General features: G+C 39.7%; 15 protein-coding genes. 8 read left to right on the forward strand and 7 right to left on the reverse strand.

The features are described 5' to 3' along the window. Positions 1–121 precede the first annotated feature (121 nt). From B2O97_RS21960 to B2O97_RS21970, 3 genes are all read left to right on the forward strand, one after another. Entirely contained in the window at positions 122–1,714 is a 1,593-nt protein-coding gene (locus B2O97_RS21960; protein ID WP_286768129.1) for a glycoside hydrolase family 2 protein, read from the forward strand. Positions 1,715–1,743: 29 nt separating this feature from the next. Next, positions 1,744–1,929 carry a hypothetical protein gene (locus B2O97_RS21965; protein ID WP_286768130.1) on the forward strand — a complete coding sequence of 62 codons (186 nt, stop codon included), beginning with the start codon at positions 1,744–1,746 and terminating at the stop codon, positions 1,927–1,929. 110 nt (positions 1,930–2,039) lie between these two features. Continuing rightward, entirely contained in the window at positions 2,040–2,216 is a 177-nt protein-coding gene (locus B2O97_RS21970; RefSeq protein ID WP_167450483.1) for a DUF6496 domain-containing protein, read from the forward strand. 58 nt (positions 2,217–2,274) lie between these two features. Here the strand turns inward: B2O97_RS21970 and B2O97_RS21975 are convergent, their stop codons facing one another. The 7 genes from B2O97_RS21975 to B2O97_RS22005 form a co-directional block, all read right to left on the reverse strand. Beyond that, on the reverse strand, positions 2,275–2,682 hold the full coding sequence (locus B2O97_RS21975; RefSeq protein WP_139145018.1) for a hypothetical protein: 408 nt from the start codon (positions 2,680–2,682) through the stop codon (positions 2,275–2,277). Positions 2,683–2,848: 166 nt separating this feature from the next. After that, positions 2,849–3,463: a DUF417 family protein gene (locus B2O97_RS21980; protein ID WP_046675093.1), complete on the reverse strand. Its 615-nt coding sequence runs from the start codon at positions 3,461–3,463 to the stop codon at positions 2,849–2,851. A 67-nt stretch (positions 3,464–3,530) separates the two neighbouring features. Beyond that, positions 3,531–4,370, reverse strand: a complete 840-nt coding sequence (locus tag B2O97_RS21985) for a helix-turn-helix domain-containing protein (RefSeq protein WP_286768131.1) — start codon at positions 4,368–4,370, stop codon at positions 3,531–3,533. A gap of 32 nt (positions 4,371–4,402) precedes the next feature. Then, entirely contained in the window at positions 4,403–5,137 is a 735-nt protein-coding gene (locus tag B2O97_RS21990; RefSeq protein ID WP_070566898.1) for a YoaK family protein, read from the reverse strand. A gap of 49 nt (positions 5,138–5,186) precedes the next feature. Continuing rightward, positions 5,187–5,999, reverse strand: a complete 813-nt coding sequence (locus tag B2O97_RS21995) for a glycoside hydrolase family 16 protein (protein WP_112375860.1) — start codon at positions 5,997–5,999, stop codon at positions 5,187–5,189. Positions 6,000–6,196: 197 nt separating this feature from the next. Further along, a complete protein-coding gene (locus B2O97_RS22000; RefSeq protein ID WP_070566902.1) occupies positions 6,197–7,048 on the reverse strand; it encodes a universal stress protein in 852 nt (283 codons plus the stop codon). 226 nt (positions 7,049–7,274) lie between these two features. Then, positions 7,275–8,300 carry an NAD(P)-dependent alcohol dehydrogenase gene (locus B2O97_RS22005; RefSeq protein WP_070566904.1) on the reverse strand — a complete coding sequence of 342 codons (1,026 nt, stop codon included), beginning with the start codon at positions 8,298–8,300 and terminating at the stop codon, positions 7,275–7,277. A gap of 218 nt (positions 8,301–8,518) precedes the next feature. Between B2O97_RS22005 and B2O97_RS22010 the strand changes: the two genes are divergently transcribed. The 5 genes from B2O97_RS22010 to B2O97_RS22030 all read left to right on the forward strand — a co-directional run bounded on the left by B2O97_RS22010 (position 8,519) and on the right by B2O97_RS22030 (position 15,173). Further along, on the forward strand, positions 8,519–8,743 hold the full coding sequence (locus B2O97_RS22010) for a YdeI/OmpD-associated family protein (protein ID WP_112375855.1): 225 nt from the start codon (positions 8,519–8,521) through the stop codon (positions 8,741–8,743). Between the two features lie 209 nt (positions 8,744–8,952). Beyond that, positions 8,953–9,375, forward strand: a complete 423-nt coding sequence (locus tag B2O97_RS22015) for a hypothetical protein (protein WP_046675088.1) — start codon at positions 8,953–8,955, stop codon at positions 9,373–9,375. A 105-nt stretch (positions 9,376–9,480) separates the two neighbouring features. Further along, positions 9,481–10,566, forward strand: a complete 1,086-nt coding sequence (locus tag B2O97_RS22020) for an efflux RND transporter periplasmic adaptor subunit (RefSeq protein WP_046675087.1) — start codon at positions 9,481–9,483, stop codon at positions 10,564–10,566. A 16-nt stretch (positions 10,567–10,582) separates the two neighbouring features. Continuing rightward, the gene (locus tag B2O97_RS22025) at positions 10,583–13,744 is read left to right on the forward strand and encodes an efflux RND transporter permease subunit (protein ID WP_286768132.1); all 3,162 of its coding nucleotides are present in this window, start codon (positions 10,583–10,585) and stop codon (positions 13,742–13,744) included. Further along, positions 13,737–15,173, forward strand: a complete 1,437-nt coding sequence (locus tag B2O97_RS22030) for a TolC family protein (RefSeq protein ID WP_286768133.1) — start codon at positions 13,737–13,739, stop codon at positions 15,171–15,173. Before B2O97_RS22025 ends, B2O97_RS22030 begins: the two co-directional genes overlap by 8 nt. Positions 15,174–15,206: the final 33 nt, after the last annotated feature.

Consider the following 15,206-nt stretch of genomic DNA (forward strand, 5'->3'; position numbering starts at 1 on the left):
AACCAACCAACCAACCAACCAAGCCCAATATCGAAAACCGCACTAGTAACATTTCGTTTATAATTCACTAAATCATTTTAGTATACTTATATTCATATTCTGAAAAACCAAGAAGTATACCATGATAAAAACCAAAACCTCAATTTTTGTGCTGGCACTATCGTTCTTCGGTTGGCTTAATGCTTTGGCACAACAGCCACAGCTTTCAACCCCATGGACAGCAATAGCCAAGCAAACAGAAATCCCACTTTCCGAATATCCACGTCCCCAAATGGAAAGGAATGAATGGCTATGTCTCAACGGTAAATGGGATTATATAGGTGGAAAGGATGCTCCGAACGCACTAAATCCTGCTGTCCCCATTTCCTTTGACCACAGCCGAGAAAGCATTCTTGTCCCCTATTGTCCAGAGTCCTATTTATCCGGAATACAACGCAAACAAGAAATTAATCTGTGGTATCGTAAAAATTTCGAGCTACCTAATCATTGGAAAGGGAAAGATATTATACTCCATTTTGGTGCAGTGGATCACGATGCGACCATATTTGTAAATGGTAGAAAAGCTGGTACTCATTCAGGTGGCTACGACTCCTTCTGGATCAACATCACTGAGTTTTTAAAGGCCGGTCCAAATAACATTGTCGTCGCAGTGCATGACAAGAACGACGGTAAGTATCCTTCGGGCAAAAATGGACCTCGAGGCGACTATACATTTTCTTCTGGCATATGGCAAACTGTGTGGATGGAACCAGTAAGCAAAAACCATATACAGGGAATCAAATTGTTGCCTCAAGTAGCAGAAAAACAACTAAAAATACAGGTCACTAGCACAGCGAAGGCAAAAGTTACGGCCATCGTTTCTTCAGAGGGAAAAGAAATTTCAAAAACGGTAATTCAGTCGGGCATGGAATTTAATATCCCGGTAGAAAATCCAAAACTTTGGTCTCCTGACTCCCCCTTTTTATACGATTTAAAATTAAGTATACATGGGAAGAATGGAGAAATCATTGACGAGGTTAAGAGCTATTTTGGTATGCGTGATATTAAACTTGGTAAGGTAAACGGAATTGTAAGGCCGCTCTTGAATGACAAATTTGTGATGCAGCTCGGTCTCCTGGATCAGGGGTATTGGCCCGATGGTATTCTAACAGCACCTACGGAAGAAGCTCTCAAATATGATATCGAGTTTACCAAAAATGCTGGTTATAACCTTATTCGTAAGCATATGAAAACCGAACCCCAACGGTTCTATTATTGGGCAGATAAAATGGGACTGCTTGTGTGGCAAGATATGCCCTGCCTTTGGTATCCCGAAGAAGATACTACGATTTATCGAAAAGCATTTCGTGATGAATACAAGGCCATCGTTGACGACCACTACAACTCGCCATCCATTATCGCCTGGGTTCCTTTTAACGAAAATTGGGGCGCTTTCGATGTACGCAATATTACCGACTGGACCAAACAATATGACCCTTCACGTTTAGTGAACGGTAATTCGGGATTTAACAACAATCCATCTTACCAAAAAGCTTATGGTGACCCCGGAAATGGAGATTTTGTTGACACCCATATCTATGTTGGCCCAAAGGGTGCCTCAGAACCTGATTCGAAAAGGGCAGCTTCCCTCGGAGAGTTTGGTGGCGTAGGCTTATTTGTCCGCGGTCACATGGGCCTGTCGAAAACAATGCCTATGCCTACGAACCCACTATAGAGGCACTCACAGACCGTTATATATTCCTAATGGATAATGTCGAACAATTGCTCCGATACAAAGGATTGAGTGTTGCTATTTATACGCAAACTACCGATGTGGAACATGAAGTCAATGGCCTATTGACTTACGACCGTAAAATACAAAAAATGGATCTTGAAAGAATAAAAGCAGTCAACCAAGCCGTGATTAAAGCTGGAAATGAATTGAATTAGCGGATACAGATGTTCGCTATTTCGCTCTCAAAGAATTTTCAAACGATTCAACTGAAACAGCTGTTCTTTTTGCAGAAGTGTTTAATAACAGATCAACGGGTAACACTATTATGGCAAAATATTCAGAAAAAGCATCTGAGAAAGTTGAAAAGACGATGCACGAAATGAAAGAAGGAAAATTAAAATCTGGTAGCGGGAAAAAGGTAACATCACGAAAACAGGCGATTGCTATCGGCCTCTCCGAAGCAAAAAAAGAAGGTGCCAAAGTACCCAAAAAAAAATCCTAGCAAGTAAACTTGCTAGGATTTTCTCTTTAGCCCAAATTATGCTTTTTCATGCAGCAATCTACAGTAGGGATTTTTTCTTGTCTGTACCATCATAAGGATCTGACAAAACATTTTGACTATCCTCGACATCTATAAAATTTTGATTTACATCTACGGGTGTATAAATATGAACACTGCTTCCATTTCTTTTTTTGAGATAATATTGAATCTTTGTTGTATCAATATTGGTCACATCTGAAGCTGTCCATATCATTTTATGACCTGCACCATCAATCGTTATTACTGTATCATTGCCACGAGCGATGATACGCTGCAGTCCCAATTCTCCTTTTCGATCACCTTCTCTTGTCAACAAATGTGTGTTACCATCTTTATCAATCATCCTGATCTGTTGATTATTGTTGCATCCAACTAAAAGGATGAAACTAAACAGAAGAAATGGAAGGGTCGTTCGTATTATTTTCATATCGTTCGTGGTATAACTCAATATAGTTTAACGACGAGACACAAAGATGCTGCCAAAATACAGCTGGCATGAAAGATACCTTCCAAAAGTTGGTGGATTTACCCCGAGTAGTGATCGCCTCCAGCAAACAACCTGCTGCTAATTCACATACAAAAACTATCTGTCTCTATTTTATATTCGTTTTTTTTATCAGACGGCTGGCACTTTCTGCTGCAATGATCAATGCTGCTGCAAGCATAATTACATCTTTCAGGACTAATCTACCGGCCGCGGATAAATAAGGAAAACCATAATTAGGTGACGGGAAATCTCCATCTAGCTTTGGCACAAACGCCTCTGGAGTTGTTATCAGGAAAGAAAGTGTAACCAATGACATAAGCACGGTACACAATGCCCCAAAAATTCCGATTTTAGGATACCAGATACCTAAAAATATCATCAGACCAATTGAAACAATTACAAAGCCAAGTATATAAGAAAAAATATAAGTTCCATTTTCTTGGTGCCATGCAATATTTTTCTTTACGACACGACCCTCCGGATTTTTAAACAACTGGTATTCCGGTATTAGCTCTCCGTTTTTATCCAACACCCGTTTTTCCGTATTATGATAAAAAAAACGCATTGCCGGACTATTAATAACAAAAGGAACTATACCATCAGCTTCATATTGAAATGCTTTTAATCCTCCAATCCATGCCATCACAATAAAAATTGAAATTCTAGCAAAGTTTGTAAAGATATATTGTGACTTTGCCAATAGCTTTATTATTTTCTCCATAACGTAGTTTGTTTAATACCATGCAAAACTAAACAATGGCTTAAATCCACAACATGGACAAATAGATCTATAACATAGACTTTTCGGCAACAATTGATAAACCGACCCGCTTCCGAAATACCTTAGGAGATACGCCTACCATCTTCTTAAAAAATCTACTGAAATAAAACTCGTCTTTGTACTGCAAATTGGCTGTTATTTCTTTAATACTTTTGGCCGTCAAATGGAGCTGTCTTTTACTTTCCAATACGAGGCGTTCCTGGATCAACTTTGAAGGGGATTTTCCCCATTTCAATTTTATTTTTTTCGTAAAAACGGCTGGACTTAAACCATAGTTCGCTGCATAAAAGGTAACTTCTTTATGCGCTTTATAATTCTTTTCCAAAAACTGCTCAAAGTCATCAATAATATCTCTATGAGCCCAATACGGTTTTTGTAGGTCGTTAAAAAGTAGCTTTTGTCTACTCGCCAGCGCTAAAATCAGCTGTAAATAGGTTCTGCTCAATGACTGATCATAGGATTCCGACGACATTTTGAGCTGATCTATTTTTTCCATGATAGTTGATATCTCATGATAAATAGCTGTTGAGAGCAACACATGAGGTTGCTGGTAGATGTTGTTGAATAGAATTCCATTACAGGCAACTTCATCTTTATGATATTCTATACAATAGAAATCGCCGTGAAATTTTAGCACACTAAAGGTACTTTTCTGCACCACATCCATCGTAAACAACTGATAGGGAGACAAAAACAAAACACTTTTAGGATCCGCATGGTATGTCACCAAATCAACCGAAAAACTCGTCGCTTTCTCAAATAAAAGAATGCAGTACAATGGTTCACTAATGTTGAATCTACCGGCAGATAATACTAATTTTTCAAACAGGATATGGGAATAGTTCATGTTATTAAGCTAAAATATGAATTTAATCGAACCTATTCATCCGGTCTTAAGCTTCGCTTCAAATGATAAAACTTAAGTAGAATATGGTCATACCATAAGGCAAATAAAAGCATACTAGCCGGTAACAATAATGTTTTCAGTTTAAAATATTGAAACATAAAGCCGCCTACAACTCCCCCAATAAAAAAGCCTCCAATAATCATCAACTTAAGAAAAATACTTTTGTGTAATTTCACTTTTTCAGCAATTTCTCTATAAAAAAGTAACTGCGAGATTTCAATACCAAGATCAGTAAACAATCCCGTCAAATGCGTCGTTCTGACAACTGATTGTGACACCTTCGTTACCAGGGCATTCTGAAGTCCCATAGCAAAAAGCAGGGCAAATGAAATTATGGTTGGTAACGTTGGCCCTGCTTTAAATAAAGCTGGGAGCAGTCCTACATTAATTAAGATAATAGACTCCATACAAATTGGAATGATATAAGCGTTATGTGATTTCTTTTTTGAAGCTAATTCTACAATAAAACCTGAAACGGTAGCTCCCATTAAAAAAAAAGCAATGTATAACAGATAAATCAAAGCCATCTTATAATTCATTAAAATCAACTGTTCTGAAAAAAATGCGAAGTGACCTGTGACATTCGTTGTTAAAGTGCTAACGGCAAGAACACCTGTAATATTGACCAAACCCGCCACACAAGATAAAATAGAGGCTAACTTTAAATTATGAATATAATTCCTTCCTCTCCCTTGATGCCTAAACATTTGAATTAATCTTTATAAATTAGAGAAAATAGATGAAAACAAGATTCATTTAAGGTTTCAGTAAATCATATACCCTGACATAATCCACCTCCATCTCTGCAGGAAATGCGCTGCTATCGACGCCTTGCACACCGCCCCAATCTCCACCAACGGCCAGATTCAATAGTAAATGAAATCTTTTATCAAATGGCCACACGCCATTGCCTTTTCCTTCATTTGGAAAACTGTAGATCTGTACATCATCCACGAAACCACGAATATACTCGGGGGTCCAGTCTATCCGATAATTATGAAACTCCGATGTTGCCTGATCAATTCGTTTCATCACTCCTTTTTGAGTTCCGATAGAATGATTATAATCCTTTGTATGAACGGTAATATGTATTGCATTCTCGTCATAACCGACATGCTCCATGATATCTATTTCTCCCGAATGTGGCCATCCTCCGTAAACCCAATCTGTCGGTAACATCCAAGCGGCTGCCCACGTACCTTTCCCTTTCGGCACCTTGGCTCGGACTACAAATCGACCATATAGAAAATCGCCCTTGTTTTTACTCACCAGCCTGGCAGAAGTATAGTTCAACCCTTCATATTGTTCTTTTATTGCAGTAATACGTAAAACACCATTTGCAACACTTGCATTTTTCCTGTTTGCATCTGTATAGTATTGAAGTTCATGATTTCCCCAACCATTATGCAAGGAGCCTACATCATATCCCCATTTTTTTGCGTCCGGAAGACCATCGTAATCGAACTCATCACTCCAACTGGGCATTTCAGCAAACTTATATTCTCCTACATGTGTACTATCGGGACTTACGGAAAGTATTGCGATCAAAGGAAGTATCCAAAGGCTCATTATGTTTATATTTTATACAATTATTGATAAAGCTAATGAAAAATATGAATAGATTACCTCACATCGGAGACGCAATTTAAAGCTCCGTTAGTAATTATAAAATCGCGGCTACTAACTTTAGTTTAATCATTTTCCCTTTACTAAAACGTGTACTATCAACCAATGGAAAGTGATAAGCAGGAGGAGATTACCCGCAATTAATATAAATTACGCTTAAAAAAGGTAGGTACAGTCAGGTTGCGATAAATTGCTTTCGTAAGATTTCGGGAAAATATACTTTTGAAAAAACTTTTAGGACTGTACGACACAAGTAAAAGATCAATAGCTTCGATTTCCACCATGTAGTCGATACAACGTGGTATAGGCATATTGTAATCTAAACGATTGACCGCATTTTTTTCCACATAATCAATTTTATTAAACGAAAATTGGGCGGATAGCTTTTGTTTCCAGTCTTCAATATCTTCTTGTTTTGGAGAGATATACTTTTGTGTTACGTGCAACAGGCTGAGATTAAATTTCTCCGGTACACGTAAGGTGAAACTGTCGAGTAGATCATATTCGGACGCTTTAAAATTGCTCAGTAATGCGATATTTTGCAACCCAAATTTTTGGAAAGTGATGGGTACTGCCAAGACACCGATTGGACTCTTTTTTATCAGGGCGAAGGTATTGCTTCCCAAGACAGCTTTCTGTATCATACCTTTACCTTTAGCTCCCATGACGATAAAATGATATTCCTTTTCTTGTAGTAAGTTTAGTACCGTTTTTTCCAAGTTGCCGGCCAAACTTACGGTTTTACAGCGGAGATCAGGAAATTCATCGTCGATACGTATCTGCCAGTCCTTGAGCATGCTTTCAGCCTCTTCCTTCTGAGGCTTCAAAAACATATTCTCCATTTTCGCATGGACACTGTCTTTTATTGGGATGGTATAAGTATGCAGAAGTTCTACTGTCCAATTAAATTTTTTAGCCAGATTCGCCGCATATCGAATAGCAGTCCATGAGTTTTCAGAAAAATCGGTGAGTACGAGAATTGTTTTGTCCATAAATATTTTGCAGATAAATCAGCGCGGATTATTAGTATTACAACAGTAAAGAAGGCAGAAGGTTTTTAATAATCAATCAAAAGAGAGACTTTAAAAAAAAGGTTTTCAAACGGGGAGAATGAAAACCTTAAATAACCAATTATAAACCTAAATTATGATACAACAAAGATAAACATCAAAAAGATAAAAACCAAAATAAACTACTAAAAAGATAGACTTTTTTTTATTAAGGAATCAGTACAGCCCTTCCTTTGATCTTACCATTGCGCATTCGATCATAAACTTCGTTAGCCTGATCAAGCTTAAACTGCTCAATTTCAATATGAATCTTCCTTTGCCTAGCTAAACCTACAACTTCCATAAGCTCAACCCGCGAGCCCCAATATGGGTTTGTCATACTCACACCAAAAGGAAGCCCCGACATATTGTACTGGTAGTGTCCCCCACCTAATCCAACAATTGTCAGGTCACCATCCAAACCAACAACCTTTGTTCCTAGATCTATAGTCGATGTCGCGCCTACAAAGTCAATCACTACTTTAGCTTTTTTAATGCCCGTAATCTTATTGATTTGTTCGGCTGCATTTGCATCCTTCGAATTAACCACATAGGCTGCGCCCAGTTCTTTAGCAAAGGCTAGTTTTTCTTCGGTGACATCACAGGCAATAATTGAACTCGCGCTTACTTCATTTAGTATTTGTAAGGCAACATGGCCCAAACCTCCAACTCCGATCACAACCACATACTCATCCGCTGTCAATTTGCCTATCGAACGTTTTATCGCCGAATAAGGAGTAAGTGCCGCATCCGTTAATGGCGCAGCAATGACTGGATCTAAGTCATAAATTGGGACCAGTAAACGCGAAGAAGGGACAAGCATATATTCCGCCATCCCACCATCAAGGCCTAGCCCACCACCATAGGCCATTTCAGACTGGTGATCACAATAATTTTCCTTTGATTGCTGACAGGGCTTACAGTGCCCACAACCCCAAGGGCCATAGACCAGTACCGCGTCTCCTTTTTTATAGTCTTTTACATCCGATCCAACTTCTTCAATCCAGCCCGCATTTTCGTGTCCCAAGGTAAATACCGTACCTACAACGGTCCCCTCATCTATAATGTGGAGATCAGAATGACAAACACCTGCACCACCAATTTTTAGTAATACTTCATCGCCCTTAGGAACGGGCTTCACAAGATCATTCACAACGCGGACATCTTTATGCCCAAAAAAACGTACTGCTTTCATATTGAATTTTTTTTGTTGACTAATAGAAGAACAAATAAGAACGATATATGTTTCAACACATATAAAGACAGCGGCAACATGTAAGTCTTATTTCAAGAAAAAGTATTGCAATCCCCTGATCGTATTACCTAACGGCAAGTCAAAAGTATTCATGCAATAAAGACCGGCAACTCGAAGATATTTATGTATTTTTATCGGGAATCAAATGATAAAAATACATGCTAAAAAAAGGTGAACATATTGAAGGCGTTCCTATGGAACTCCAACAATTGTTGGATATGGACGAAAAAGCCAATGTTTTTTTTGAAACACTCTCCAAATCATACAAACAGGGATATTGTGATTGGGTAGGCTCAGCTAAACAGGAACAAACTAGAAAAACAAGGGCAGAAAAAGCAATTCAGATGCTAAGAAATAATCAAAAAACGCTTAAAACCGTTTAAAAAAGAGGCATTAACTCCTAAAAAAGAGTTATAAATTAACGGCAAGAATAAATTTGATAGGCAAAGGTATTCAGAATAACATCGCAGACCTTTTTACATTTCAGCAATGTCAATTTTCAATAATTGTAACAATACTAGATAAACTTTAAAATTTCGATACCCAAATCACTTGTATCATTTTTAAAGTTTAATTACATTTGCTTTCAAGGATGCAAGGAAAATTCCATCAATATCTATTCGGCGTAGTTTGCGCAATACTTATCAGTTTTGGCTGGTATCATGTGCCAACACCAAATAATATCCCCTCCTGCAATCTTCACGCTGTCAACCACTTCAACAAGCAAGTAAAAAGCGAAGATTATGACACTAAAGTTATTCGCAAAACTAAACGTCCTCGGCATGAAAAATTAAGGGCATATTTTTCAGAAAATGACAATGAAAATGATGACGCGGGAAGTGATTCCAATAGCCCTAACTTATTTGCACTTACCGGGGATGATTTTGGGAATATAATATCGTATATCCATCCTCAATTTCAAAATACACGCACAGCAGTTTCGCTTGCAAATTCCAACCAGCTTACTTCTAGAAAAAACGCTCTCTATATCCATTACAGTGTATTCAGGCTGTGATTTTTTAATAATTTCTTAAAAAAACATCAAAATAGCTTTCAAAATCACTTGGAAGCAGGTCACACTATTGTTCAATTTTTCGGAAATAATTAAAAAACTATTATCATGGTCATGAGAAGCTTTATGTATATAAGCCTGTGCCTTATTATTCTATCTACAAGCTGCCAGTCAGAAAAAAAAGACAAAAAAGAAGCTGCAGTTTTCAACGTCACTACTCCTTTGGTCAAGGATACAATCGTCAATAAAGACTATGTCGCCCAAATCCGTTCGATCAACCATATTGAATTGCGCGCGCAGGAAAAAGGCTACATTCAATCGATATTTGTCGATGAAGGTCAATTTGTACAAAAAGGACAACCACTCTTTAAAATCATGCCCAACCTCTATGAGTCCGATGTTAATCGTGCTAAAGCAGAGGTAAAATATGCTGAAATCGAATATCAGAACACCAAAAATCTGTCCGAAAAAGATATTGTCGCTCCGCAGGAAACTGAAATGGCAAAAGCAAAATATGAAAAAGCCAAAGCTGAGCTAGCCGCGATGAATACTCATCTCAAATTTACGGACATCGTAGCACCGTTTTCCGGAATCGTTGGTAAGCTTCACGTCCGTAAAGGAAGTCTTGTCGACGAAGGCGAGTTGATCACGGAATTGTCCGATAACAGTAAAATGTGGGTTTATTTCAATGTACCCGAAGTGGAATACCTCAATCAAATGGACGCAAAACAAGACAATGGCCCGCTGCATGTACGGTTAAACATGGCCAATGGAAAAGAATTCGGTCATGAGGGTATTGTTGAAACAATTGAATCAGACTTCAATAATGAAACTGGAAATATTGCCTACAGAGCGACTTTTCCGAATCCAAAGGGATTACTGCGTTATGGTGAGACAGGCAATATCGTCATTACATCGCCCTATAACAATGCGCTTATGATACCGCAGAAAGCAACATTTGAGGAGCTTGAAAAAAAATATGTTTACGTTATTACAAAAGATAATAAAGTAAAAGCAAGAGAAATAAAAGTTGCTGCCGAACTGCCGCATATCTATGTTGTTTCTTCCGGATTGGGCAAGGATGAAAAGATTCTGCTCAATGGACTTCGCATGGTACAGGAAAACCAGACCATTGAATCCAAATATCAGACTCCGGAGAAAGTCATGTCAAACTTAGATTTATATGCAGAGTAATTAAAAAAGCAGCATTATGTTTAAAAAAGTAATACATCGACCGGTATTTGCTATTGTCATATCGGTTGTCATCCTATTTATCGGAGGTTTGGCCATAAAGCAGCTTCCTACAGAGCAATTTCCAAAAATCGCACCGACTACAGTGGCGGTCTCCATTGCCTATCCTGGTGCAAGTGCCGATGTACTTGTAAAATCCTCCCTGATTACACTGGAGAATGCAATCAATGGTGTACAGGGAATGCGCTATATCGCTACCGATGCAACCAGCGCCGGTGAAGCGACCGTAAACGTCGTATTTGACCCCGGAACGGATCCCAACGATGCCGTAGTACTGGTCAAAACCCGGGTGGATCAAGTCATGCCACTATTGCCTGAACTTGTTCAAAAGGAAGGAGTCGTCGTCAATCCCATTCAGCCCAGTATGCTGATGTACGTGAATCTTTACAGTACAAATAAAAGCATGGATGAAAAGTTCTTGTACAACTATGCAACGGTAAACATCATTCCTGAAATCAATCGTATTCATGGTATCGCCAAATCACAAATCTTAGGTAGCCGTAGATATGCCATGCGCGTCTGGTTAAATCCCGATCGTATGCGTGCCTATAGCTTATCAGTTGATGAAGTGATGAAAGCGATAGGAGAACAAAGTATCATCGGCCGTCCCGGTCGACTGGGACAAAGCTCGGGTATTGCAGCGCAATCCCTCGAATATGTCCTAACTTATAAAGGACAATACAATACACCTGAAGAATACGACAATATTATCGTTCGCGCAAACGGCGACGGTGAAAACATCAAGTTAAAAGACGTGGCTAAAGTCGAACTGGGAAGTGAATTCTTTGACATCTATTCCAATTTAGACGGGCATCCCTCGGCTTCAATTGTGTTGAAACAGAATTATGGCAGTAATGCTAATGACGTTATTAAAGATGTGAAGGCAAAACTTGCTGAGATGAAAGGTAACTTTCCTCCAGGTATAGACTATAAAATCAGTTATGACGTATCCCAATTCTTGGATGCTTCTATCGAACAGGTGATGCATACCCTACGCGATGCTTTTATTTTAGTTGCCATTGTTGTGTTTATTTTCCTTGGCGATTGGCGTTCGACTTTGATTCCAATCATCGCCGTGCCCGTTTCGCTGATAGGTACATTCTTCGTCATCCAATGGTTCGGTATGTCGATCAACTTAGTGACCTTGTTTGCATTGGTGCTTGCCATCGGGATTGTCGTAGACAATGCCATTGTGGTCATTGAAGCAGTACATGCCAAAATGGAAGAAAGTGCCATATCGCCATACAGCGCTGTAAAAGAAGTCATGGGCGAAATCGCAGGTGCTATTATCGCTATTACAGCTGTTATGGTGGCCGTTTTTATCCCCATTTCATTTATGACAGGCCCTGTCGGAACATTTTACCGTCAGTTTTCAATTACCATGGCGAGTTCCATCGTGATATCTGCAGTAGTCGCATTAACCCTTACTCCTGTGCTTGCCGCGATGCTCCTGAAAAATAACCATGGTAAACCAAAAAAATCAAACGTATTCACCAAATCGCTCGACCTTTTTAACCGTACTTTTGATAAAATAACGGGCAAGTATGCCTCCTTACTTCGTAAAATTGCCAGCCGAAAAGTAATTACATGGGGTATCTTAATAGCATTCTGTGTCGGCATTTTCGTCATTAACAAAACGCTTCCAGGAGGTTTTATACCGAGCGAGGACCAAGGCACAATATATGCCATTATTCAGACTCCTCCAGGATCAACATTGGAACAGACCAATAAGCTTTCCAGAGAGCTCCAAAAGATCTGTCAAGGGGTAGATGGCGTAGAATCTGTCTCATCACTGGCAGGTTATGAAATCATGACGGAAGGCCGTGGATCGAATGCAGGAACCTGTCTTATCAACCTCAAAACCTGGGGTGAACGTGAACACTCCGTCAAAGAGATCATGGAAGAACTTGAAGAAAAATCAAAAAATCTAGGTGCAACAGTTGAATTCTTCGAACCTCCGGCTGTTCCGGGTTTTGGTTCTTCAGGAGGTTTCTCCATGCGCCTGCTGGACCTCAATAGGACCACCGATTACCAAGATTTCGATAAAGTCAATAAAGCTTTTATTGCTAATCTCAAAAAGCGCAAAGAGTTAACTGGTGTATTCACTTTCTTCGCTGCTAATTACCCGCAATACGAATTGGTATTTGACAATAACGCCGCCATGCAAAAAGGCGTTTCCATTGGTAAAGCCATGGACAACCTCAATATCCTTATCGGTAGTACCTATGAGCAGGGTTTTATCCGTTTCGGTCAATTCTTCAAGGTCTATGTACAATCTTCACCAGAATTTAGAAGGCTACCTTCCGATATCATGAACCTTTACGTCAAAAACGATCATGACCAGATGGTTCCTTATTCGGCCTTTATGACCTTAAAAAAAACACAGGGACCAAATGAAATCACGCGCTACAACATGTACAATTCGGCCGCCATCCGTGGACTTCCGACAAATGGGTATACAACAGCCGACGCCATTCAGGCAATCAACGAAACCGCAGTTCAAACATTACCGCACGGCTATAAAGTTGCCTGGGAGGGCTTGTCCTATGATGAGGCTCAACGCGGAAACGAAGCCGTTTATGTCTTTTTAGTCGTCTTAGTCTTCGTATATCTTGTACTTGCGGCACAGTACGAAAGCTTCATTATTCCATTTGCAGTATTGTTGTCGCTACCCGTGGGTGTATTTGGATCATTCTTTTTATTAAAGGCAATGGGTCTTGAAAATGACATCTACGCACAGGTCGGGCTGATCATGATTATTGGTTTATTGGGTAAAAATGCGGTGCTTATCGTAGAATTTGCCGTGAAAAGGCGCCAAGCTGGCGATAGCATATTGGAAGCAGCTATTGAGGGCTCACGAGCACGTTTCAGACCAATCCTCATGACCTCATTTGCATTTATCGCTGGACTTGTACCACTTGTCTTTGCCAGTGGTGCCGGAGCTATCGGTAACCATACCATAGGTGCCTCAGCGCTGGGCGGTATGCTCGTCGGAACTATCTTTGGCGTTATTGTCATTCCCGGACTCTACTACATTTTTGCAAAATTGGCTGACGGAAGAAAAATGATCCAAGCCGAAGACGAATCACCATTAAGCGAAGACATGATACATTATGAATAAGAACAGATTATATCACTATACAGGTTTCGCACTTTTCTTGCTTAGTCTTGCAGCCTGCAAACCACTGGAAATAAAACAACGTGCCGAAAATAAAACCGTTCCCGGAAAATATGGGGATGCTGACAGCGACACCGTGAATACAGGAAAAATCAAATGGAACAGCTATTTCAGCGATCCCAATCTACAAGGATTGATCAGTCAGGCACTAGCAAACAACCAGGAGCTACATATTATGCTTCAGGAAATTGAAATAGCAAAAAATGAAGTAAGCGCCAGAAAAGGTGAATATCTACCTTCCGTAGGCGTAAAAGTTGGCGCGGGGGTCGACAAAGTAAGTCGCTACACAAACATTGGAGCGATGGAAAAGAATACAGAAATCGAACCCGGACGCGAAATGCCTGAACCGCTATTTGATTTTGGAGTTGGTGTACAGGCACAATGGGAAACAGATATCTGGGGTAAACTCCACAATGCGACTAAAGCGCAGCTGCAACGGTATTTTGCCAGCGTGGAAGGCAAAAACTTTATGGTAACTCACCTGATCGCTGAAATTGCAGATTCTTATTATGAACTCCTGGCACTGGACAACGAACTTCTGGTTATCAATGAGAATGTAAAGATTCAAAACGATGCATTGGTCGTCGTAAATGACTTGAAGAAAAATGCGCGATCCAATAAACTTGCCGTCAAAAGATTTGAAGCCCAGATATTGAAAACCCAAGGTATGCAATATGATATCAAGCAGAAGATCACAGAAACAGAAAATAGAATAAACTACCTTGTTGGAAGATTCCCGCAGCCGGTTCAAAGGGATCAACAATCATTTGATAAGCTTGTTCCGCAAACCGTCTACACAGGTATTCCTTCGGAGCTATTAGAAAACAGACCCGATATTAAGCAGGCGGAGTATGAACTTGCAGCTTCCAAACTGGATATAAAATCGGCTAAAGCCCGCTTTTACCCATCCTTGGATATTGCTGCTGGTGTAGGGTTTCAGGCCTTTGATCCAACTTATCTCGTTAAGCCGGAATCATTTCTGGCTTCGCTCGTTGGAGAACTTACTGCGCCCCTGATTAACAAACGAGCGATCAAGGCGGCTTACTATAATGCCAATGCACGACAGGTTCAGGCTGTTTACCATTATGAACAGACCATATTGGCTGCATATATTGAAGTTGCAAACCAGCTCTCCAAAATTAAAAATCTGGAGAATGGCCTACAAATTAAGACCAAGGAAGTCGATGCATTAAATGAGTCTATCGGTATTTCCAACGACCTCTTTAAATACGCTCGCGCAGATTATATGGAAGTTCTGCTAACGCAACGCGATGCCCTGGAATCTAAATTTGAGCTCGTTGAGAAGAAGGTCAACCAACTCAAAGCAAGCGTAGCGATATACAGATCCCTAGGAGGCGGATGGGATCATTAATAGCGCACTTTTAATTTTAGTTTTTATATGTTG

It is taken from the genome of Sphingobacterium sp. UBA865, from assembly GCF_002295765.1.
GTDB lineage: Bacteria > Bacteroidota > Bacteroidia > Sphingobacteriales > Sphingobacteriaceae > Sphingobacterium > Sphingobacterium multivorum.